The organism is Streptomyces lacaronensis (assembly GCF_047337785.1).
Taxonomy (GTDB): Bacteria; Actinomycetota; Actinomycetes; order Streptomycetales; family Streptomycetaceae; genus Streptomyces; species Streptomyces lycopersici.
Genome location: NZ_JBLHDK010000003.1, coordinates 10,300,526 through 10,321,218, shown reverse-complemented (window position 1 = coordinate 10,321,218; position 20,693 = coordinate 10,300,526). Strand labels below are relative to the sequence as shown.

General features: G+C 71.8%; 19 protein-coding genes. 11 read left to right on the top strand and 8 right to left on the bottom strand.

Going from position 1 to position 20,693, the window contains the following annotated elements:
• Positions 1-141 precede the first annotated feature (141 nt).
• A complete protein-coding gene (locus ACMTAK_RS44710; protein ID WP_413811458.1) occupies positions 142-822 on the top strand; it encodes an HAD family hydrolase in 681 nt (226 codons plus the stop codon).
• Positions 823-937: 115 nt separating this feature from the next.
• A complete protein-coding gene (locus ACMTAK_RS44705; RefSeq protein WP_413811457.1) occupies positions 938-1,879 on the top strand; it encodes a D-alanyl-D-alanine carboxypeptidase family protein in 942 nt (313 codons plus the stop codon).
• Between the two features lie 71 nt (positions 1,880-1,950).
• Here ACMTAK_RS44705 and ACMTAK_RS44700 read toward each other — a convergent pair whose 3' ends face one another.
• Positions 1,951-3,378: a DUF1996 domain-containing protein gene (locus ACMTAK_RS44700; protein ID WP_413811456.1), complete on the bottom strand. Its 1,428-nt coding sequence runs from the start codon at positions 3,376-3,378 to the stop codon at positions 1,951-1,953.
• 308 nt (positions 3,379-3,686) lie between these two features.
• On the opposite strand from ACMTAK_RS44700, the gene dacB reads away from it, so the two are divergent.
• Positions 3,687-5,030: a D-alanyl-D-alanine carboxypeptidase/D-alanyl-D-alanine endopeptidase gene (gene dacB / locus ACMTAK_RS44695; protein WP_413811455.1), complete on the top strand. Its 1,344-nt coding sequence runs from the start codon at positions 3,687-3,689 to the stop codon at positions 5,028-5,030.
• On the opposite strand, the gene ACMTAK_RS44690 is transcribed toward dacB, so the two are convergent.
• The 3 genes from ACMTAK_RS44690 to ACMTAK_RS44680 form a co-directional block, all read right to left on the bottom strand.
• Entirely contained in the window at positions 5,011-5,313 is a 303-nt protein-coding gene (locus tag ACMTAK_RS44690; RefSeq protein ID WP_413811454.1) for an SDR family oxidoreductase, read from the bottom strand. The genes dacB and ACMTAK_RS44690 overlap by 20 nt on opposite strands.
• Before the next feature lie 93 nt (positions 5,314-5,406).
• Entirely contained in the window at positions 5,407-6,066 is a 660-nt protein-coding gene (locus ACMTAK_RS44685) for a response regulator (RefSeq protein ID WP_413811453.1), read from the bottom strand.
• Positions 6,039-7,301 (bottom strand): sensor histidine kinase, encoded by a 1,263-nt coding sequence (locus tag ACMTAK_RS44680; RefSeq protein WP_413813183.1) that lies wholly within the window; start codon positions 7,299-7,301, stop codon positions 6,039-6,041. Before ACMTAK_RS44680 ends, ACMTAK_RS44685 begins: the two co-directional genes overlap by 28 nt.
• 194 nt (positions 7,302-7,495) lie before the next feature.
• On the opposite strand from ACMTAK_RS44680, the gene ACMTAK_RS44675 reads away from it, so the two are divergent.
• Complete coding sequence (locus ACMTAK_RS44675) at positions 7,496-8,233, top strand: ABC transporter ATP-binding protein (protein WP_413813182.1); 738 nt, start codon at positions 7,496-7,498, stop codon at positions 8,231-8,233.
• The gene (locus tag ACMTAK_RS44670; protein WP_413811452.1) at positions 8,227-10,698 is read left to right on the top strand and encodes an FtsX-like permease family protein; all 2,472 of its coding nucleotides are present in this window, start codon (positions 8,227-8,229) and stop codon (positions 10,696-10,698) included. The genes ACMTAK_RS44675 and ACMTAK_RS44670 overlap by 7 nt, the downstream gene beginning before the upstream one ends.
• 70 nt (positions 10,699-10,768) lie before the next feature.
• On the opposite strand, the gene ACMTAK_RS44665 is transcribed toward ACMTAK_RS44670, so the two are convergent.
• Positions 10,769-11,188: a YjbQ family protein gene (locus ACMTAK_RS44665; protein WP_413811451.1), complete on the bottom strand. Its 420-nt coding sequence runs from the start codon at positions 11,186-11,188 to the stop codon at positions 10,769-10,771.
• 101 nt (positions 11,189-11,289) lie between these two features.
• Between ACMTAK_RS44665 and ACMTAK_RS44660 the strand changes: the two genes are divergently transcribed.
• The 5 genes from ACMTAK_RS44660 to ACMTAK_RS44640 all read left to right on the top strand — a co-directional run bounded on the left by ACMTAK_RS44660 (position 11,290) and on the right by ACMTAK_RS44640 (position 14,800).
• Positions 11,290-11,373, top strand: a complete 84-nt coding sequence (locus ACMTAK_RS44660) for a putative leader peptide (RefSeq protein ID WP_375792224.1) — start codon at positions 11,290-11,292, stop codon at positions 11,371-11,373.
• Positions 11,374-11,504: 131 nt separating this feature from the next.
• Positions 11,505-12,314 (top strand): ABC transporter permease, encoded by an 810-nt coding sequence (locus tag ACMTAK_RS44655; RefSeq protein ID WP_413811450.1) that lies wholly within the window; start codon positions 11,505-11,507, stop codon positions 12,312-12,314.
• A complete protein-coding gene (locus ACMTAK_RS44650) occupies positions 12,287-13,102 on the top strand; it encodes an ABC transporter ATP-binding protein (RefSeq protein ID WP_413811449.1) in 816 nt (271 codons plus the stop codon). Before ACMTAK_RS44655 ends, ACMTAK_RS44650 begins: the two co-directional genes overlap by 28 nt.
• 109 nt (positions 13,103-13,211) lie before the next feature.
• A complete protein-coding gene (locus ACMTAK_RS44645; protein ID WP_413811448.1) occupies positions 13,212-14,246 on the top strand; it encodes an ABC transporter substrate-binding protein in 1,035 nt (344 codons plus the stop codon).
• Between the two features lie 89 nt (positions 14,247-14,335).
• Positions 14,336-14,800, top strand: coding sequence for an ATP-binding protein (locus tag ACMTAK_RS44640; protein WP_413811447.1), 465 nt, complete (start codon positions 14,336-14,338; stop codon positions 14,798-14,800).
• A gap of 49 nt (positions 14,801-14,849) precedes the next feature.
• Here the strand turns inward: ACMTAK_RS44640 and ACMTAK_RS44635 are convergent, their stop codons facing one another.
• Positions 14,850-15,632: a TetR/AcrR family transcriptional regulator gene (locus ACMTAK_RS44635; protein WP_413811446.1), complete on the bottom strand. Its 783-nt coding sequence runs from the start codon at positions 15,630-15,632 to the stop codon at positions 14,850-14,852.
• Between the two features lie 164 nt (positions 15,633-15,796).
• On the opposite strand from ACMTAK_RS44635, the gene ACMTAK_RS44630 reads away from it, so the two are divergent.
• Positions 15,797-17,020 carry a DUF418 domain-containing protein gene (locus ACMTAK_RS44630; RefSeq protein ID WP_413811445.1) on the top strand — a complete coding sequence of 408 codons (1,224 nt, stop codon included), beginning with the start codon at positions 15,797-15,799 and terminating at the stop codon, positions 17,018-17,020.
• Between the two features lie 100 nt (positions 17,021-17,120).
• On the opposite strand, the gene ACMTAK_RS44625 is transcribed toward ACMTAK_RS44630, so the two are convergent.
• On the bottom strand, positions 17,121-17,639 hold the full coding sequence (locus ACMTAK_RS44625) for a lytic polysaccharide monooxygenase auxiliary activity family 9 protein (protein WP_413811444.1): 519 nt from the start codon (positions 17,637-17,639) through the stop codon (positions 17,121-17,123).
• 274 nt (positions 17,640-17,913) lie between these two features.
• Positions 17,914-20,676, bottom strand: a complete 2,763-nt coding sequence (locus ACMTAK_RS44620) for an FAD/NAD(P)-binding protein (RefSeq protein ID WP_413811443.1) — start codon at positions 20,674-20,676, stop codon at positions 17,914-17,916.
• Between the last annotated feature and the right edge of the window lie 17 nt (positions 20,677-20,693).

Here is a 20,693-nt window from a genome sequence, read left to right as displayed (position 1 = left end):
GCCGACTCCGGTTCGGTATCCGATCGGGGCCGACGCTAACAGAGCGGTCTAGACCAACACGCCGTCATGCCAACCCTCGCCGAGCACGGCGTACGCGGGGTTCCGGCGATGGCACGAGCGAACTCTTGGCATGCTGTCCCCATGAGCACCATGCCCGCCGTGATCTTCGACCTGGACGGCACGCTGGTGGACAGCGAGCCCCTCTACTACGAGGCGGGGAGGCGGACCCTCGAACGGTATGGGGTCGCCGGCTTCAGTTGGGAGGAGCACACGCAGTTCATCGGGATCGGGACCCGCGAGACGCTGGAGACGCTGCGCGAGCGGTACGGCATCGAGGCGCCGGTGGAGGAGTTGCTCGCCGTCAAGAACCGGCACTATCTGGAGCTGGCGGCCACGACCGAGATCTTTCCCGAGATGCGGGCCTTCGTGGAGCGGCTGAGGGGCGCCGGGCATCCGCTGGTCGTGGCCTCCGGCTCGTCCCGTTCCGCGATCGAGACCGCGCTCAAGGCCACCGGGCTGGACGCGCTGCTGCCCGTCTATGTGTCCGCGGAGGACGTGGGCCGTGGCAAGCCGGAGCCGGATGTGTTCCTGGCCGCGGCGCGGCTGCTGGCCGTCGATCCGGGGCAGTGTGTGGTGATCGAGGACGCCGGTCCCGGGGTGGAGGCGGCGCGGCGGGCCGGGATGCGGTGTGTCGCGGTTCCGTACGCGGGCGGGCCGTCTCCGGATGGGGAGCTGTTCGCCTCCGCGGGGCTGCTCTTCCGGGGCGGGCAGCCGGAGTTCGACGCCCGGCGGGCCTATGAGTGGGTCACCAGCGGCAGTTGACGGCCCCGCGACTGGTTGTGGTCGGCACCCCGGACCGCGGTCACCATCTCTCCAGTGAGACGATGCGCGCATGCCCGGACATTCACCGGCATGTCATAGGAGAGACGGAGGGCGTATGGAAAGACGTGGGGGTAGGGCGATCCGCCGCTGGGGGACGGCGGTCATCGCCTCGGCGGCGGCCTTGGCGGTCGCCGTGCCGGCGAGTTCCGCGCAGGCCACCGAGGCCGCGCGCGGGCCGTCGGGGGTCAGCGCCAAGGGCGCGTATCTGCTGGACAACGGCACCAACAAGCAGCTGTGGGCCAAGGCCGCCGACACCAAGCGGCCGATGGCGAGCACCACGAAGCTGATGACGGCGATGGTGGTGCTCGACAGCCGGGGGCTGAATCTCAACAAGAAGGTCTCCGTCAAGCAGTCGTACATCGACTACACCGCGCGCGTCGGTGGCAGCAAGGCGGACCTGCGGAAGGGGGACAAGCTCACCGTCAAGCAGCTGGTGTACGGCCTGCTGCTGCCGTCCGGCTGCGACGCGGCCATGGCGCTCGCCGACACGTTCGGCACGGGTGACACCACCGCCAAGCGCACCAAGTCGTTCATCGCGCAGATGAACAAGAAGGCGTCCGCGCTGGGGATGACCCGGACCCACTACGACACCTTCGACGGCATCTCGGAGGGCGGACAGAACTACACCACGCCGCGCGACATGGCCAAGCTGGCCAGGCACGCGCTGCGCAACGCCACCCTCGGCACGGTCGTCAAGTCCATCGACACAATCCAGAAGGTCCCGGCCGCCAACGGCAGGACCAGGACGTACTACTGGAACAACACCAACCGGCTGCTGGGCTCCTACAGCGGCGCGATCGGCATCAAGACGGGCACCGGCACCGCGCCCGGCAGGTGTCTGGTCTTCGCCGCCAAGCGTGACGGACGCACCGTCGTGGGAGTGATCCTCAACGCGCCCAAGCGCTACCCGGACGCGAAGAAGATGCTCGACTGGGCCTTCCGGGCCAACACCGAGGTGACATGGCGGCAGCTGCCCAAGGGCACGCCCCAGGACTGAACCACAGGTGGGCGGTGCCCCGGCCGGATCTGAAGTCCGGCCGGGGCACCGGGCCTTGCGGGCAGCGGCCGTCAGCCGCACTTACGCCCGGTGTTGACGCACTTCACGGCCTTCTTCATCAGCGAGTCGGACATCACGTTGATGAAGTCGCCGTGGTCGGTCACCGGCTTGTGCAGCTGCTCGGGGAAGCTGTCGACCGCGAAGAGCGAGCCTGGTGCGACCTTGTAGGTGATCCGCTGGATCAGCTGCGGAATGGCCTTGAACCCCTTGGCACACGCACCCTTGGCGTCCGCGAACGCCACATGGGTGCGGTGGTTGGCGCTGTCGGCGTTCTTACCGTCCCAGCAGCTCTGGAACTTGAACGTACGGACCACCTTGCTGCCCTTCGGGCAGAGCGGGTACTTGTCCTTCAGCTGCCGGTTCTCGAAGCCGGTGCAGCTCCAGGAGGCGTTGGCGTTGGCCGTGCCGTTGGTGAAGGCCTTGGCGTCGCCGGTGATGATGCGCAGGAACTTGGGCATCGCCACGACCTTGGACACCGCGCTGCCGCGGAAGGTGATCGACGCGGTGGCCGGCCGCAGGATCTTCCCGATGTTGCCCTCGGTGCCGCCGCCGGGCGCGTCGGCGTCGACCTCCTTCGTCCCGTCCTGGAGCCGCAGGACCGGCCAGTAGTGGGTGGAGCGGTCGCCGTTTGTGCAGGTGGTCCCGGCGGCGGCGAGGCCGTCGTTGGTGGAGAAGGCGTCGGTGTCGCGGTTGCCGACGTAGTCGTGCATGTGGTGGGCGCCGTTGGACACACCGGGGGCGACGATCACGTTGTCCGAGTTGAAGTGCTTGTTCTCATTGCGTCCGCAGCGCGATGAGAAGGTGCCGCGGGAGGCGTTGCCCCGGTTGCGGGGGTTCTTGACGTTCGGCTTCACCTTGCGGATGTCCACGAAGTCCGCCCGGACCGGGCCGGACTGCGCCTGGCCGCCCGCGGCCGGAGCGGCGGGGGCGGCCGTTCCCGCGGCGGGGGTGGCGCCCGCCGACGCGGCGGCGGGGGCGGCGGGGGCGGGCGCTTCCCGCACAGTGCAGGACGCCATCGTGTCCAGGCCGGACGGGCGGCTCGCCACCCGGTCGATCTCGTTCCCGATGCGGTTCAGCGCGCCACGCCGCTGTGCGGTCAGCGGCTCCAGCACCCGGGTGCGCACCCAGTCCCGGTCGGCGCCGGGGCCGCGCGCGGCCAACTGCTTGTAGGCGTCGGCCACCTGGCTGTCCATCGTCGCCAGTTCCTTGTCCACGGTGGGCCGCGCCCGCTGCGGCACACTCGCCAGCCGGGTCGCGGCATCCGGGCACTTGACGGTCATCGCCGTCCGCGCCGACGCCTGCTGCCCGGCCGGCTGTCGGGCGGCGGAAGCATCGTTGTCGGTCATCAGGAGAGCCCCGCCACCCACGGCCAGTGCGGTCACTCCGACCACGGTCAGCCCGATGACCCTGGATCGCTTGTGTCTCTTCTTGTTCCTCATCCTTCGCCCCTCATCGGCAGTCTTCATACGCCGGGGACGCCTTGCCCTCGGCCACGTCGGAGCGCGCTTCCCCCACCCGTCCCGGAGTGGACGGCACAGCCCGACGCCGATGGATACGGACGGCGGGGCGATCGTTCTCAACGGTGGTCGCAACATCTCGTAAATAGCCGGAGGAGTCGGTGCAGTGACGTATCTCCGCATCGGCTTCACCACATGTCCACGGATCGACGGGACGAAGGTGATCAGCTACGGCTAAAGTGAGCCCTTCGTTTCACCCCCCATGTCCCTCCACGCGCCCCGGAGCCCCCATGTCCAGCGCGACCTCGTCCACCGGGCGTCATCGCAAAGCCAAGCCCATGAGCCTCGCCGTGCGCCGCGCGTTCATCGTCGCGGCCGTCCCGGTCACGGGCGCGCTGCTGTCCGCTCCGTCCGCGCTCGCCGCCGACAAGAGCACCAAGGCCACCACGACGGCCCAGTCCGTGGCCGCCGACGGGCTGGACCCCGCCGAGCAGCGGATCGCGGAGAACCTCAACACCCGTGCGCAGAACCCGAGTCTCGGCGACACCTTCAGCGGCATCGTGCTGGACTCCGCGTCCGACAAGGTCGTCTGGGGGCATGACGCCGACACCGCGCTGATGCCAGCGTCCAACGCCAAGCTGGCCACCGCCACGGCGGCGCTGACCGTGCTCGGCCCCGAGCACCGGTTCACCACCAAGGTGGTCTACGGCGACGGCACGCTCACCCTCATCGGCGGCGGCGACCGCATGCTGACCACCGCCGATCTCACCGAGCTCGCCAAGACGGCCGCCGCCGGGGTGAAGCTCGGGGGCCTGGACTCGGTCAAGGTCCGCGTCGACGACAGCCTCTTCCCCGAGCCGACCCTCGCCACCGGCTGGAACGACTCCTACTACGACGACCAGGTGTCGCCGGTGCGCTCCCTGGTGGTGGACGGCAAGCTGTCCGCCGACACCTCCATCGACGCGGGCAAGGTCTTCGCCCAGCAACTCGCCGACCAGGGCGTCACCGTCGACGGCGAGGTCACCCGCGGCACGGCCTCGGCGACGGACGTCCCGGTGGGGCAGCACCTCTCCCCCACCCTGGCCGAGACAATCAAGAAGATGCTCAAGAAGAGCGACAACGACATCGCCGAGACGGTGCTGCGCATGACCGCGCTCGGCGCCGGCAGGCCCGCCACCTACGAGGACGGCACGGCCGTGGTGCGGGACGTCCTCAGCCGCCACTACGGGGTCTCGATGACCAACTTCGAGATCCACGACGGCAGTGGGCTCTCCCGCGCGGACCGCGTCCCGGCGCGTACCGTGGCGGACATCCTCGACCTGCTCACCGACCCGCGCTACCGCGGCCTGCTGCGCTCCGTCGACGAGGGCCTGCCGGTGGCGGGCGAGGCGGGCAGCACCCTGGGCCCCGAGTGGGGCCGCTTCGACACCGCGGACTCCCAGTGCGCCGTCGGCCAGGTCAAGGCCAAGACGGGCACGCTGACCGGCGCCATCGCGCTCAGCGGCCTGACGAAGGCGGAGGACGGCCGGTGGAAGGTGTTCTCCTTCATCGAGAACCAGTCCTCCGCCGACCCGGCCGCCACCAAGGACACCCTCGACGGCCTGGCCGCCACGGTCAACGGCTGCTGGGCGTAGCCGGGAAGTTCACGAGCGCTTCGGCGTCGGCCGCGGCCAGGGTGGCCGACTCGGCCATCTCGCTGCGCTCGATCATGGCCCCGATGGCGAGGGTGCCCGCGTAGACGCCGGTGTCGGCGAGTTCACCATTGAGCGAGTACAGGTAGTTGCGGGCGGCGGCCATCACCGGGCCCACGCCGCTGAGATGGGGTATCGGCCGCGCCGCCGAATAGCCATGTGTCAGCAGGAAGGCGCCGTCGCCGCGCTCGGTCCACTCCGGCAGCACGGCGCGGACCACCTCCACCGGGGTGAGCAGGCACCCCGGATCAGGTCTACGAGGTGATGGAGAACCTCACGGACCGGCGATAGCCGGGCCGACCCGCCCGGATCCGCCGCGTCACGCCCGCAGATAGGCGAGGACCGCCAGCACTCTGCGATGTGTCTCCTCCGCCGGAGGGAGGTCCAGCTTGGTGAGGATGCTGCCGATGTGCTTGCCCACGGCCGCCTCGGACACGACCAGTGCACGGGCGATGGCGCCGTTCGACTTGCCCTCCGCGATCAGCCCCAGCACCTCCCGCTCCCGCGCGGTGAGCCGCTCCAGCGGGTCGCGGCGTCGGCGCAGCAGCTGGCGTACCACCTCGGGGTCGACGACGGTGCCACCGTCCGCGACCTCGCACAGGGCGGCCACGAAGTCCGCCACCTGACCGACCCGGTCCTTCAGCAGATAGCCGACGCCCGTGCCGTCACCGGAGTCCAGCAGTTCCGAGGCGTAGGTCCGCTGTACGTACTGGCTGAGGACCAGGACGGGCAGTGTGGGCCGCTTCTCGCGCAGCCGCACGGCCGCGCGCAGGCCCTCGTCCTGGAACCCCGGGGGCATGCGCACATCCGTCAGGACGATGTCGGGAGCGTGCTCCTCGACCGCGGCGAGCAGCGCGGGAGCGTCGCCGACGGCCGCGACGACGTCGTGGCCGCAGCGGCCGAGCAGGCCGATGAGCCCTTCCCGCAGCAGCACGCTGTCCTCGGCCAGTACTAGGCGGAGCGGTCGGTCCGTACGCAAGGAATCTCCACACGCAACAGGGTCGGTCCGCCCGGCGGACTGGACAGGGAGATTCTGCCACCCAGCGCCGCGACCCGGTCCGCGAGTCCGGTCAGGCCGGTTCCGGCACCGGCGTCCGCACCGCCCCGGCCGTTGTCGCGCACCTCGAGGAACAGCCGTCCGTCCCGGTGTGTCCCACTCACCTCCGCGCGGCTCGCCCCGCTGTGCCTGGCGACGTTGGTGAGGGCCTCGCGGACGACGAAGTACGCGGCGGCCTCGACTGCTTGGGGCAGCCGTCCGGACAGGGCCAGATCCACGTCCACGGGGATCGCGGAGCGGTCCGCGGCGTCGGCGACGGCCGCGGGGAGGCCGTGGTCCGAGAGCACCTTGGGGTGGATGCCGCGGATGAGTTCGCGCAGCTCCGCGAGCACCTGGTCCGCCTCCTCATGGGCCTTCGCGAGCTGATCGGCGACCGGTCCGGGAGGTGCTTCCAGGCGGGCCAGACCGAGCGTCATCGTCAGTCCCACCAGCCGCTGCTGCGCCCCGTCGTGCAGATCGCGCTCGATGCGCCGCCGTTCCGCCTCGAAGGCGTCCACCAGCCTGAGGCGGGAACGGGTCAACTCGACGACCCTCGTGCCGAGTTCGGCCTCGCGCGGAGCGAGCAGCAGACGCGTCAGTCCGGCCCGGGCGCCCGCCACCACCCCCAGGGCGTAGGCGCCCAGCAGCAGGAGCACCACACCGAGGACGGCGATACCGAAGGCCACCGGCCAGGTGGTGACGGTCCACTGCTTGAGCACCTTCGTCTCCTGACCGCCGCCGGCCGTGGCCATCAACAGCGGGGTCGCGACCATGGACAGCGGGCAGAGCAGGGCAACGGCGACGACGAGCGCGTCGACCGGCCACAGCAGCACCGCGAACAGCAGGGCGTGGCCCAGCTCCCGCCACGTCGCCTGCTCCCTCATGCGCGTGGTCAGCCACGCCCACAGGCCATGGGCGTCGGGCGCCCGGTGCGGGTCGACGGCGGGGTCCGCGTCGATCAGGCACATCCGGTGGCGCTCCACCCAGGCCACCGGGATTCCGGCGAGGGCCGCGAGGACGAGCAGCGGGATCCCCACCAGCACGAGGGCGAGAACGGCTCCGGCGGCCGCCGTGGCCGCGATCACCACGAGCACGACGGCACCGGTCACGGCTCCGCTGAGCAGATATCCGGCGGAGCGCCACGGCCACGACGACAGCAGGAAGCCCGGTCCGGACATGGCGTGCCACACGTTCCGCGAGTGCATGGAGGTCACCGTAGAAGGCCCCGCCCCGCCGGTGCCATCGGGCCAGGGAGTCCTTCGGGGGTATGCCTGGCCCTACCCCAGGTCTCGCCCCTGCCGTACTGCGGCGCGGTGCCCCCGCGCGGTTTCGTGAGGTCATCGAGGACGACAACCCGGCGGAGTGGGGACAGATGAACAACGACGTGATCCAGTTGCGTTCCGTCAGCAGACGCCATGGTTCCGGCGATGGCGCGGTGACGGCGCTCGACGACGTCTCGCTGTCGTTCCCCAGGGGATCGTTCACCGCCGTCATGGGCCCCTCAGGATCCGGCAAGTCGACGCTGCTTCAGTGCGCCGCGGGGCTGGACCGCCCCACGTCGGGTTCGGTCACCGTGGCCGGGACCGAGCTGACGAAGCTGAGCGAGACCAGGCTGACCCTGCTGCGCCGCGAGCGCGTCGGGTTCGTGTTCCAGGCGTTCAACCTGCTGCCGTCCCTGACCGCGGAGCAGAACGTGACGCTGCCCCTGCGCCTCGCCGGCCGCCGCCCCACCAAGGCCCGGGTGCGTGAGGTGCTCCAGCAGGTCGGGCTCGGCGAGCGGGCGCGGCACCGGCCGGCGGAGCTGTCCGGTGGCCAGCAGCAGCGTGTCGCCCTGGCCCGCGCCCTGATCACCCGGCCCGATGTGCTCTTCGGCGACGAACCGACCGGTGCCCTCGACTCGCGGACCGGGCGGGAGGTGCTGACGTTGCTGCGTGGCATGGTCGACGGCGGGGGCCAGACGATCGTCATGGTCACGCATGACCCGGTGGCCGCCTCCTGCGCCGACCGTGTGCTCTTCCTCGTCGACGGACGGGTGAGCGGCGAGTTGGCCGGGGCCGGGGCCGACACCATCGCCGCGCACATGGCCACGTTGGAGGCCGTGCCGTGCTGAGCGTCGCCCTGCGCACCCTGCGCACCCGCTGGGCCGGCTTCGCCGGCAGCTTCATCGCCCTCGCGCTGGGCGTCGCGCTGACCGCGGTGATGGGCCTCGCGCTCGCCTCGTCCCTGAACGCGCCCGACCGTGGACCGGAGCGGTTCGCCGCCGCGCCGGTCGTGGTCAGGGGAGCCGACACCCTGCGGGTGGACTCCTCGGCCGGTGTCCAGGTCCGCCGGCTCGCACATCCGCGCGCCGTGCCCGCCGGGACCGTCGCGAAGCTGCGGAGGCTGGGCGGCGTCGTCGCGGACCGGTCGTTCGCCGTACGGGCGCGGGGCGGACCGGACGACCTGGTGGGGCACCCCTGGTCCACCGCCGCCTTCGCCCCGTACCGGATCGACGCGGGACGCCCGCCCCGCGCGGCCGACGAGGTCGTGGTCAGCGGGGACTGGGCGACGCCGGGGAAGCGCGTACGGACCGACCGCGGCACCGTGCGGGTCGTCGGAACCGTCGCGGGGCGCGGCTTCGAGAACGCCGTCTTCTACACCGACGCACGCGCCGCCCGGCTGTCACCGGTGAGCGTCCAGCTCGTCGTGGACGCCGATCCGGCCGCTGTGCGCGAAGCGGTGCGCGACAGTGGCGGCGACGGCGTCCGGGTCCTCACCGGGCAAGGACGCCGCCAGGCCGACCCCGACCCGGACCGGGACCGCGAGGCCCTCACGGCGATGAACGCGATGTTCGGCACGGCCGGGGGCGTCGCCGCCTTCGTGTCGGTGTTCGTGGTGGCCTCCACCTTCGCGTTCACGGTCGCCCAGCGGCGCCGGGAGTTCGGGCTGCTGCGCGTGGCGGGGGCGACCCCGGGCCAGATCCGCCGGATGGTCTTCGCCGAAGCGCTCGTGGTCGGTGTGCTCGCCTCGGCCACCGGCTGTCTGCTCGGCGCGTACGGTGCGCCACGACTGGCCGACCTGGTGGTCGACGGTGGCCTCGCGCCGCGCTGGTTCACCATCGGCGACGACAGCTGGCCGTACCACCTGGCCTTCTGGACGGGGCTGCTCGTCGCGCTGTGCGGTGCGGCGGCCGCGTCCTGGCGAGCGGGCCGCACCGCCCCCACCCAAGCGCTGCGCGAGGCGTCCGCGGACACCACGACGGGCGGGACGATGACCTGGGGCCGATGGCTGTCCGGCCTGGCCCTGCTGGTGACCGCCGCCGTGACGCTGTGTCTGGCCCTGCTCACGGACCCCGGCGACCTGCTGCACCGGAAGACCTATGTGAGCCGGCCGATGCTGCTGATCAGCGCGGTCGCGCTGCTCGCGCCGGTGGCGGTGCGCCCGCTGACCCGGCTGATCGCCTGGCTCCCGGCCCGGTTGCCCGGCGCCGGCGGCATGCTGGTGCGGGAGAACGCCGCCGCCGGTGTGCGCCGCACGGCCGCGATCGCGGCGCCCGTACTGGTCACGGTCGCCCTCGCCGGTTCGCTCCTGGGCGCCACCGCGACGCTGAACCGGGCACGGGCCGCCGAGACCCGTCAGCGGACGGCCGCCGACTTCGTCATCACCCCGGCCGGGGACGCGGGCTTCGATACGGCGGCGCTGCGCGGGCTGCGCGATGTGCCCGGTGTCGAGGTGTCCGCGACCTCGTCGAGCGCCGTGTACGTCCTGGAGGACGGTGTGTCGCTCCACGAGTCCGACGCCCGCGCCGCCGACCCGGGCCCGCTCGCCGCCACGTCCCGACTGCCGATCGAGGCCGGGAAGGCGGGCGATCTCGACGACGACTCGATCATCGTCAATGGCGAGTGGGAACGGCACACCGTGGGCGAACGGGTGCGGGTGTGGCTCGGCGACGGCACGGAGAGGTCGCTGCGGATCGCGGCGGTGATGGCCACCGGCACCGGCGACAACGGTGTCTACATCACCCCGCGCAACGCCCCGGGCTCGACCGTGGACCGGGTCGACATCGCCCTCGCCCCAGGCGCCGACGCGGACGCCGTGGCCACCGGGCTGCGTGCGGCGGTGCGCACCACCGGCGGCCACGTCCTCACCAAGGACCAATGGGTGAAGGCGAGTTACCCCGAGACCAACCGCACGACCCGGCTCGGCTTCCTGCTGGTCCTCGGCATCGCCCTCCTCTACACGGGCATCTCCGTGGCCAACACCCTGGTGATGGCGACCGCCGACCGCGTCCGCGACCTGGCCGTGCTGCGCCTGGCCGGAGCCACCACCTGGCAGGTGCTGCGGCTGGTGGGCGCCGAGGCGCTGACGGTGGTCACGGTCGGCGCGGCCCTGGGTGTCCTGGTCACCGGGCTCAACCTGGTGGGCATGTGGAGCGCCCTGGCCCTGCTGTCGGTACGGACCACGATCGACGTCCCCTGGACGCCCATCGGCGCGGCCGTGGCCGCCTGCGCGGTACTCGCCGTGGTCTCGTCGGTCGTCCCCGCCGCGTTCGCCCTGCGCCACCGGGCGGTGGCACTGGCGGGCCTGCGGGAGTGACCAGATCCGGCCCACGTCGGCCCGGATCGGCCCATCTGAGCCCACGTCAGCTCATGCCAGGCCCCGTCCGTCAGCCCAGGAAGCTCAGCCGCACCTGGCGGTCGGGGTTGTCCCGGTTGGTGTCGACCAGGCAGACCGACTGCCAGGTGCCCAGCGCCAGCCTGCCGCCGATGACCGGGATGGTGGCGTGCGGGGGTACGAAGGCGGGCAGGACGTGGTCGCGTCCGTGGCCGGGGCTGCCGTGGCGGTGGCGCCAGCGGTCGTCGGCGGGGAGGAGGTCGCGGAGGGCGGAGAGCAGATCGGTGTCGCTGCCGGCGCCCGTCTCCAGGATGGCGATCCCGGCCGTGGCATGCGGGACGAAGACGTTGAGCAGGCCGTCGCCGCCGTTGGCCACCTCGCGCAGATACGACTCGCAGTCGGCGGTGAGGTCGGCGACGGTCTCGGTGGATCCGGTGGTGACGCTGATGGTGTGGGTACGGAATGTGCTCATGGAACCATCCTGATACGCCGTCGCGTAAAACTCCCGCAACAAAGGTCCGAGGGGCAAGACACCGTTGACCGGTTCTGGACGTCCTCGCTAGCTTCGAGGGCATGTTTACGTCAGCCCTGCTCACCACGCGCGGTCATATCGACCTGCTGCGGGTGGCGTCCGCCGCGTGTCCCGGCCTCCGCTGACCTTCTCCCCCCTCTCTCACCCCTCCTCCCTCTCGCCTCGGTCCCGTTCCGCCGTACCGTGCTGATCGTCGTGTCGTACGGCGTGTACGGGCCTGTACCGGCATCGAGGCGTACCCCTTTGTGGAGCTCCCATGTCCCCGGTTCTCGAACCGGTCGTGCCGCTCTCCGCGCGCCGCCGCACCGTGCCGCGATGGCTGCGCCGTACGACCGGACCCCTTCTGCTGCTGGTGCTCTGGCAGGTGTCCAGCGCCACCGGCGTGCTGCCCTCCGACACCCTGGCCTCCCCCGGCACCATCGCCGATACCGCCTCCGACCTGCTCAAGGACGGCACCCTCCCGCACGCCATGCTGGTGTCCGTACAGCGGGTGCTGATCGGGCTGGCGCTCGGCGGTGTCATCGGGGTCGCGCTGGCGCTGGTCTCCGGGCTGTCCCGGCTCGGCGAGGATCTCGTCGACGCGAGTGTGCAGATGCTGCGCAGCATCCCCTGGGTCGGCATGATCCCGCTGTTCATCATCTGGATGGGCATCGGCGAGGCCCCGAAGATCGCGCTCATCGCGCTGGGCGTCACCTTCCATCTCTATCTGAACGTCTACGCGGGCATCCGCGGCGTGGACGCCCAGCTCATCGAGGCCGGGAACTCGCTCGGGCTCGGCCGCTGGGGGCTGATCCGCCATGTGGTGCTGCCCGGGGCGCTCCCCGGCGCGATGACCGGGCTGCGCTACTCCCTCGCCACCGCCTGGCTGGCGCTGGTCTTCGGCGAGACCATCAACGCCGACGACGGGATCGGCTTTCTGCTCAACCGCGCACGGGAGTTCTTCCAGACCGATGTGATCGTGGTCTGCCTGATCGTCTACGCCGCACTCGGCCTGCTCGCCGATTTCATCGTCCGCACTCTGGAGAGGCTGCTGCTGCAATGGCGACCGAACTTCACCGGCAAGTGAGCTCCCTGGAGAAGGACTCCCTGGAGGAGAGGGAGTTGGGGCAGGAGAAGGAGGGCGAGAGCGGCGGTGCCGCGGTGCGGGTGCGCTCGCTGACCCGCTCGTTCGACGGCCGCGCGGTCATCGACAACCTCCAACTGGACGTACCGGCAGGCGAGTTCGTGGCCCTGCTCGGCCGCAGTGGCTGCGGCAAGTCCACGCTGCTGCGGGTGCTCGCCGGGCTGGACCGGGAGATCGGGGGCGAGGTGCTGGTGCCGCGCCGCAAGGCCGTCGCCTTCCAGGCGCCCCGGCTGATGCCCTGGAAGCGGGTCTGGCGCAATGTGCTGCTCGGGCTGCCCGGCCGCCCCGGGCGGGCCGTGGCCGAGCGGGCGCTGAAGGAGGTCGGGCTCGGCCATCGCATCGACGCCTGGCCCAAGACCCTCTCCGGCGGCGAGGCCCAGCGCGCCTCGCTCGCCCGTGCGCTGGTGCGCGAGCCCGATCTGCTGCTGCTGGACGAGCCGTTCGGCGCGCTGGACGCGCTCACCCGGATCACCGCCCAGCAACTGGTGGCCGAGCTGTGGCAGCGGCGTGGCTGTGCGGTGCTGCTGGTCACGCATGACGTGGAGGAGGCGCTGCTGCTCGCCGACCGCGTCCTGGTGATGGACGGGGGCGTGATCGCGCATCAGGTCCGGGTGGACCGGGACCGGCCGCGCGACATCAGCGATCCGCTCCTCGCCGAGCTGCGCACCGAGCTCCTGGACCGGCTGGGTGTGAAGGCGCCCGAACCGGCCGCCGTCCACAAGGTCGCCTGACGGCCGCCCGGTCCCTACGAACCACCAGGCCGCCTGGTTCCTCCCCAACCGCCAGGTGCGTCCCGAACTCGCCAGAACTTCCCGTACCTCCCGAACGGACCCTGCTGACATGCGACGGCGTATCGTCCCCGCCCTGTCCCTCCCCCTCGCCCTGCTGCTGTCCGCCTGCGTCAGCTCGCACGCGCAGAACGACTCCGGCTCCTCCGGCAATACCGACGGCAAGGGCGATGTGACCCTCAACGTCGGTGACCAGAAGGGCAACGACGAGGCGGTACTGCGCGCCGCCGGGCAGCTCAAGAACCTCCCCTACAAGATCAAGTGGTCGACGTTCACCTCCGGCCCGCCGATCCTGGAGGCCGTGAGCGCCAAGGCCGTGGACATCGGCGGGGTCGGCAACACCCCACCGGTCTTCGCCGCGGCCGCCAAGTCCCATATCAAGGTCGTGGCCGCCAAGCACGGCACGTCCGGCGGGGAGGCGATCCTGGTCAAGAAGGGGTCGCCGGTGAAGAAGACGGCCGGCCTCAAGGGCAAGTCGGTGGCGGTCGCACAGGGCAGCTCGGCCCATTACCAACTGGTCGCCTCGCTCGCCAAGGCCGGGCTCTCGATCAAGGACGTCAAGGTCAGCTTCCTCCAGCCCGCCGATGCCCTGGCCGCCTTCAGCCGCGGCAAGGTGGACGCCTGGGCCGTCTGGGACCCGTACACCTCCCAGGCGCTGCGCCAGTCGGACGCGCGGGTCCTCACCACGGGCCAGGGGGTGGTCAACGGCCTCAACTTCCAGGTGGCCAACCCCTCCTCCCTCGAGGACAAGAAGAAGGTCAAGGTCATCAAGGACTATCTCGGGCGGCTGCGCCGGGCCCAGGACTGGGTCTACCAGCACCCCGAGGAGTGGGCCAAGGTGTGGGGCAAGGAGACCGGGCTGCCGTACCAGGTGGCGCTGGACTCGGTGAAGCGGACCAACGGCACCAGGGTGTACGTCGCCGTCGACAAGCCCGCCGTCGCCTCGGAGCAGGAGATCGCGGACACCTTCGCGAAGCTGAAGCTCACCCCGCGCCGCTTCTCGTTCGCCGACTATGTCGACACCCGCTTCAACGGCGATCTGCCGCCCTCCACCTCCGCACCGCGCACCTACGGAAAGGGATCCTGAGGACGCCGCTTTTCGGGAGCGGCGCATCGGGTAAGCGCGTGGAAACCGTCAGCCGCGCGATACACACCCGATGAAACGAGGTGAGCGTCATGCACACCGCCACGGCCCAGCGGACGGCCACCACGCCGTCCGCGGTGCGGGAGACCCTGGAATGCCGCCCCGAAGCCGCCGCGCACGCACGACATCTCACCAGCAGCTTTCTGGAAGCCCTGCGTCCGGCGCCCGATCAGGGCGCCGCCGACGCGGTGATGCTGGTCGTCTCGGAGCTGGTCACCAATGCCGTACGGCATTCGGGCGGCCGGTTCTGCTCGCTGCGCGTGTCGGCCGACCCTGACGCCATCACCATCGCCGTCGGCGATGCCAGCCGCGTACCGCCGCACCGGCGCTCTCCGGATGTGCGCGGCGAGGGCGGCGGATTCGGCTGGCCGATGATCAGCGGCCTGGCCACGGCCACGGCCGTCCGTGAGGAGCCCGGGGGCAAGACCGTGACCGCGATCATCGCCCGGAGAGGACGGGTGCCGGGGCGTGCCACCACCGCCCCGACACCGACTTGACCCTCTCCGTGCCCTCGCGTGACGTCATCGCCCCCTGCCCCGTCCCCTTCTAGCCCGTCCCCGTCCGTGCGCGGTCGACGGCCACGGCGATCCCGTCGAGGACGCGTTCGAGGCCGAAGACGAAGTCATGGTCGGTCGCCGGATCGTCGTACGCCCCGTCGGGAGCCGCCTCGAACAGGCCCGACGAGAACAGCAGCGCCACCTGCGGAAAGCGGTCCGGGGTGATGAGCCGCGCCAGGGTCCTGCCGTAGGCCCGCTCGGTCTCCTCCTGACTCAGTCCCGTTTCGCTCCTGCCCTGCGCGTGTTCCTGGGACAGCAGGGAGGCGTGGCGCACATAGCCGCTGAGCAGGGTCAGACTGCCGACCTTCGCGGCCCAGTCCAGCTCCGTGCCGCTCAGCGCGCTCAGGCCCGCTTCCAGCCAGGCGATCTCATGCGGCCCCATCGGCGGCCCCGCGATGGGGAGGCGGGGGAGCCAGGGGCGGTCGTGGTGGACCAGCCGCTGGGCGACGGTCCACTGCCGTAGCCCCTCGCGCCACCGGTCCGGCGCGGTCTCGACCTCGGGCGGAGAGCCGAGCGCCAGGTCCCGCATGAGGACGAGGAGCTCGTCCTTGGATCCCACGTGGCGGTAGAGGGACATCGGCGAGACGCCCAGCTCCTTCGCGATCTTCGGCAGAGTCGCGCCCGCCAGCCCGTCGCGGTCCGCCAGTTCCACCCCCGTCCGCACCACGCGCTCGGTGTCGAGCGCGGCGGGCCGGCCGAGGCCCGAGGCCGGGACCGGGAGCCTCCACAGCCGGGCCAGCTCGGCGGGCGCCTCCTCCTGCTCGGCCGACATGGCGCTTCTCCTTCTCGTACCTCGGTTGCTCACCAGGTACATCATGGCCTACCGCTACTTAGTATCTCCCATATAGATTATTGCTTATACTAAGCCCGGGTGCCGAGGGCTCGCCCATGCCCCTTGCCCCTTGGGCCCTCATGTCAGGACGGAGAGAGATCCAGGTGACAGCCATAACGCAGTCCCATGCCCCGGGCCCCGCACGGGGCCCTGTCCGCCGGACCGAACGGGCCCTGGCCCCCGATCTGGCGCGGGGCACCATGCTGCTGTTCATCGCGCTCGCGAACGCCGCGGTGGCCGCCTTCGGTAACCAGCCGGGCGCCGAGGCGTCGCCACACGGCTGGGAACGCCCGTTCAACCTCGTCATGTTCGTCTTCGTGCACGCCCGCGCCTATCCGATGTTCGCCGTGATGTTCGGCTACGGACTGGTGCAGCTCGCCCGCAGACAGGACGCGGAGGGGTCCGGGCCCGGCGCGGCCCGCTCGGTGTTGCTGAAGCGCAACGCATGGCTCGTCGCCTTCGGCCTCGTCCATGCCGCACTGCTCAACTTCGGTGATTTCCTCGGGGCTTACGGCATCGTCGGCATCGTCTTCACCCTGCTGCTCCTGCGCCGCGGCGAGCGTGTGCACCGCGTCGTGCTGTGGCTGTGGGGATGCACGGTGGTGTACGCCGCCGCCCTGGCGGCCGTGGCCGTGTACCGCGCCACGCACAGCGGCCCGGGGTCCGCCGCCGTACCGACGGACGATGTCGACTCACTCTCGGCCCCCGACTACCTCACATCCGTGGCCGACCGGCTCGGCGAGTGGCCGATCCACACGCTGACCGTGCTGCCATTCATCGTGATCGTCTGGCTGGGGGCGTGGGCCGCGCGGCGCGGCATCCTGGAGGATCCGGCCCGCCACCGGCGGCTGCTGGTCCGCACCGCCGTGGTCGCACTCGGTACGGCCTTCGCGGGCGGGGTGCCGATCGGCCTGGTCAGCGGCGGATTCGTGCATGTCGACGACGCCACCGCGGACGCGTTCCTGAGCCTGTACGAAGTGAGCGGCCAGTTCGGCGGCCCGGGATATGTGGCGCTCTTCGGGCTCCTCGCCCTGCGCCTGTCGAAGGCTCGCTCCGCGTCGCGGCGCAAGCTCCCCGTGGAGGCCCTGGCGGCGCTCGGCCAACGGTCGCTGAGCGGCTATCTGTTCCAGTCCCTCGCGTGGGTGGTACTGCTCTCCCCCTTCGCGCTCGCGCTCGGAGAGCGGACCGGCAGCCCGACGCTCACCGCGTTCCTGAGCGCCGTCCTGGTCTGGCTCGCCACGGTGGCCGTGGCCTGCCTCCTCCAGCGCCGTTCGCTTCCGGGGCCCGCCGAAAAGCTGCTGCGCAGGCTGACGTACGGCCCCCGATAGCCGGCGCCTCGCGCCTCGTGCACACGGTGGACGCCGAAGGCCGGCCGCCCCAGAGGCGACCGGCCTTCGGTTCAACCGCCGATGTTCAAACCGCCTGCGTTCAGCCGCCGATGTTCACATCGATGCAGGCGTAGAAGGCGTTGGCGGTGTCCGCGATGTTCCAGACCGCGAGCACCTTCTGCTTGCCCTTCAGACCGCCGAAGTCCACCTGGTGGGTGACGGTCTCGCCCGGCTGCGCCCCGCCGTCGTCGACCTCCGCGACCTTCTGGCCACCGACGAAGTACTGCCAGGTGTTGGTCGCGTGACGCGCGGTCAGTTTCCAGGTGAAGTCGGCCTTGGACGGGATGGGCGTGACCGCCCAGCCCTTGCTGTCGTCGTCGAGTTCGGCGAACTTCGCATTGCCACCGCTGCAGCTCGTCAGCCCCTTGGGGCCTTCGACGCTCTGCGGCTCGTACTTGATGTCGCCGCAGGACACGGTCCCGGCCGCACACTGGGCCTGGCGGCTCGGCGGGGTGGAGATGTAACCGTGCGCGCTCGCCTCGCTCGCGGGGAGGCTCAGAGCGATCAGGGGGGCTATCCCCGCGCCGACGACAACCGCTAACTTTCGTTTCATGTTCATGCCAACTCCTTCACGGCGAGGCCCCACGCCAGACGGGAAGTCCTTGCCGAAGGTGGGGATGTGGGGGGATGTGGGGGGTGGCTGCACGGAGCGCTTCACAGGCCGCAAGGGGCGGCCGTGAATCAGCGCCGCACTAGGTCTAGACCATACCGTCTGTTGGTTCACGGTCAAGAGATGGGACGGAAGTGGTCTGGTCCACTGTCATCCCCGCACATGTCACCGCCCCGGCCCGGGAATCCGGGCCGGGGCGCGCGACAGTCGGTACAACGGGCAGTCAGACCGAGAGAGCCGCCAGCCGTCGCCGGTCGTGGGGAGAGGAACGGCGGTCCAGCCGCTCCTCCAGGCGATCCCGGGCCGCCTCGCACCGGCCCGCGGACACGAGCGCGTACAGCAGGGCCTCCTCCACGATCTCGCGCTGCGCGGCGCTGCCGCCCACGCCGGGGAGCCGTGGCAGGAGGCGCTCCAATCCGCGTGCCGCGTCCGTCCAGCGCTCTTCCAGGATGTCCTCGAACGCCGCGCACAGCGGGGCGATGACACGTCGCTGCACCTCGTCGGCGCGCAGGGCGTGGACCCGCAGCCGCCGCAGTCCCGGCAGGTCGTCCGCGGCGGTGAGGGCGACGGCGGAGTGCAGGGCGACGAACGCGGTGGCCGGACGCTCCAGGACGTCGGCGGGCGCCGTGTCCAGGACGTCGCCGATCGGGAACGGGCCCTGCCACGCACCCGCCAGCCGGGCGCGCCACAGCAGGGAGCCGGAGTCGACCAGGGCGCGGACCCCGTACACCTTCCCCGGCGACAGCTGCTCCGCCCACCGGCGGCGGACCGCCGCGGTGTCCTCGAGGGCGAGTTCGTGCAGGGCGGCGTGCCAGGAGAAGTGGGCGCGGTGTGTTCCGCCGCGGCCCCGGTGGGCCAGCCATCGCTGAAGTCGCTCACGGCCCGCCCGGTGGTCGCCGGACTCGTAGTGCACATGGGCGAGGGCGTGCATGGCGTGGCCGGAGGCGGGTTCGGCGGCCAGGGCACGCTCGGCCAGGACTCCGGCCTCGTCGTAACGCCCCTGCTCCTGACGCATGAAGGCGAGCAGGGAGGTGTGGAACCAGCTTCCCCCGTGCGCCGGGGCGGTGTGCTCGACCACGCGGAGCGCGGTGGTGCCGTCGAGATCGCGCAGACCGGAGAAGGCGATGGTGGGAACGGCGACGGCGAGCGCCAGCGCGTCGCCCGGGTACTCCTCCAGGTGGCGCAGGAGGGCGGCGTCACCGTCCGCGGGTGCGTGCAGGACGCGGCGGGAGACGACGTCCACGAGGGAGCGTTCGTAGTCCTCGGCGCGCTCGCGCACCGCGCGCCGGGCGTCGGCCAGGGCGCGGGAGACATCCACGTCGGCCCCGCACTCATGGCCGATGAGCGCGAGCGCGGCGTGGCCGAGGGCGAAGCCGGGGTCGAGCGCCACCGAGCGGCGGAGCGCCTGCGCGGCCCCGGCCCGGACCTTCAGCAGCCGGTCCACGCCGAGGCGGTAGGCGGTGGCGGCGCCCGCGTGGGTGCTGAGGGGGAAGCCCGAGGTGTCCGTGGGCCGACGTGTCCGGCGCCGGCCGGGGCCGCCGGTGGCGGGGGGTGCGGGGGCCGTCCACGGGTCGAGGACGGCCTCGGCGATGGTGGCGGCCTGTGCCCGGATCTCCGGGATGGCGGTGGTCTCCCACAACTCGCCACGGCGGGGCGCGCCGAGGGTCCACAGGGGGCGTGCGGTGCCGCCGTCCGCGCCACGCAGCCGTCCGTGGTCGGTGGCGACGCCCATGCTCAGCGGGCCGGGCATCGCGGCGCCCTGCTCGAGCAGGCTCCGCCACAGCGGGTCGGCCGTGTCGGAGAGCCGCAGGCCCGGCCCCGTACAGTCCACCACCCAGCCCACGGGCAGCGTGCGGGGGCCATCGGCGGTGGTGAGGGACACCGTCAGGGAGCCGTCGGGCCGGGCCGAGGCGGAGGCGAGCCGCCCCTGGTACGTCCGCATCCGCCGGGTGCGGCGCATGCGCCCGACCGCCTCGGCGGTGGCCGGGGGCATGCGGTGGCGGTGGGTGTTCCACAACGAGCCGTCCTGCTCCACGAACTCGGCCCGTTCCGCGGTGGACATCGACGCCCAGATCTCGGCCGTGACCGGGCGCAGCCCGTCCACCGCGGGCCGCCAGTCGCCGTGGCTGCGCATGACGCGGCCGATGTGCTGACGCACCGCGGCCCGCAGCGCGGCCAGGGAAAGACCGTGCAGTGGGGTCGCACACGTGGCGGCGGGCAGCGGGTCCACCGCATGCGCCTGCGGCAGCCTTCCGCCACGGGACACACTGTGCACCGTGCGGCCGGGACGGTCGAGCGTCATGGCGATGTCCACCGAGGTCAGCCCGGTGCCGACGAGGAGTACATCCTCCTTCTGCCCGTCCTGGAGGGCGGCGTCCAGGGCGCCCGGCGCCCAGGGGTCGGCGATGAAGCGGTCATTGCCACGCAGGTCCCCGGGGGCCCAGTCGGGGGTGGCGCGGGACGGCCCGGTGGCCAGCACCACGCGGTGCGCCTCGACGGTACGGCCGTCGGCCAGCTCCAGCCGGGCCCGCGGGTCCCCGCCGCCGGGGACGGTGGTCCAGTGGCAGCCGGTGGCCCGGGTGCGCAGTCGGCGGACGGTGACGACGCCCTGGGCGGCCATGATGGCCCGGCCGAGGGTGTCGGCGAGATAGGCGCCGTAGCGGTAGCGCTCCGCGAAGTCGCCGCTCCGCACGCCCGGTTCACCGTGGTGGCACAGCCACCGTACGAAGTGGCCGGGATCGTCTGGGTAGCAGCTCATTTTGCCCGCCGGGACATTGAGCCGGTGGCGCGGGTCGAGGGTGGAGTAGGCGATGCCGCGACCGGCCTCCGGGGCGGGGTCGATCAGCAGGAGTTGGAACGGGACACGGCGGCGTGCCGCCGTCTCGCAGAGCTGGATGGCCACCAGCGCGCCGGCGGCCCCCGCCCCCACGACGGCGACGGCCCTCGTACCCGGCCCTGACGTGCTACACGGCTCTGGCGATGCCATGTGATACCTCCTGCTTC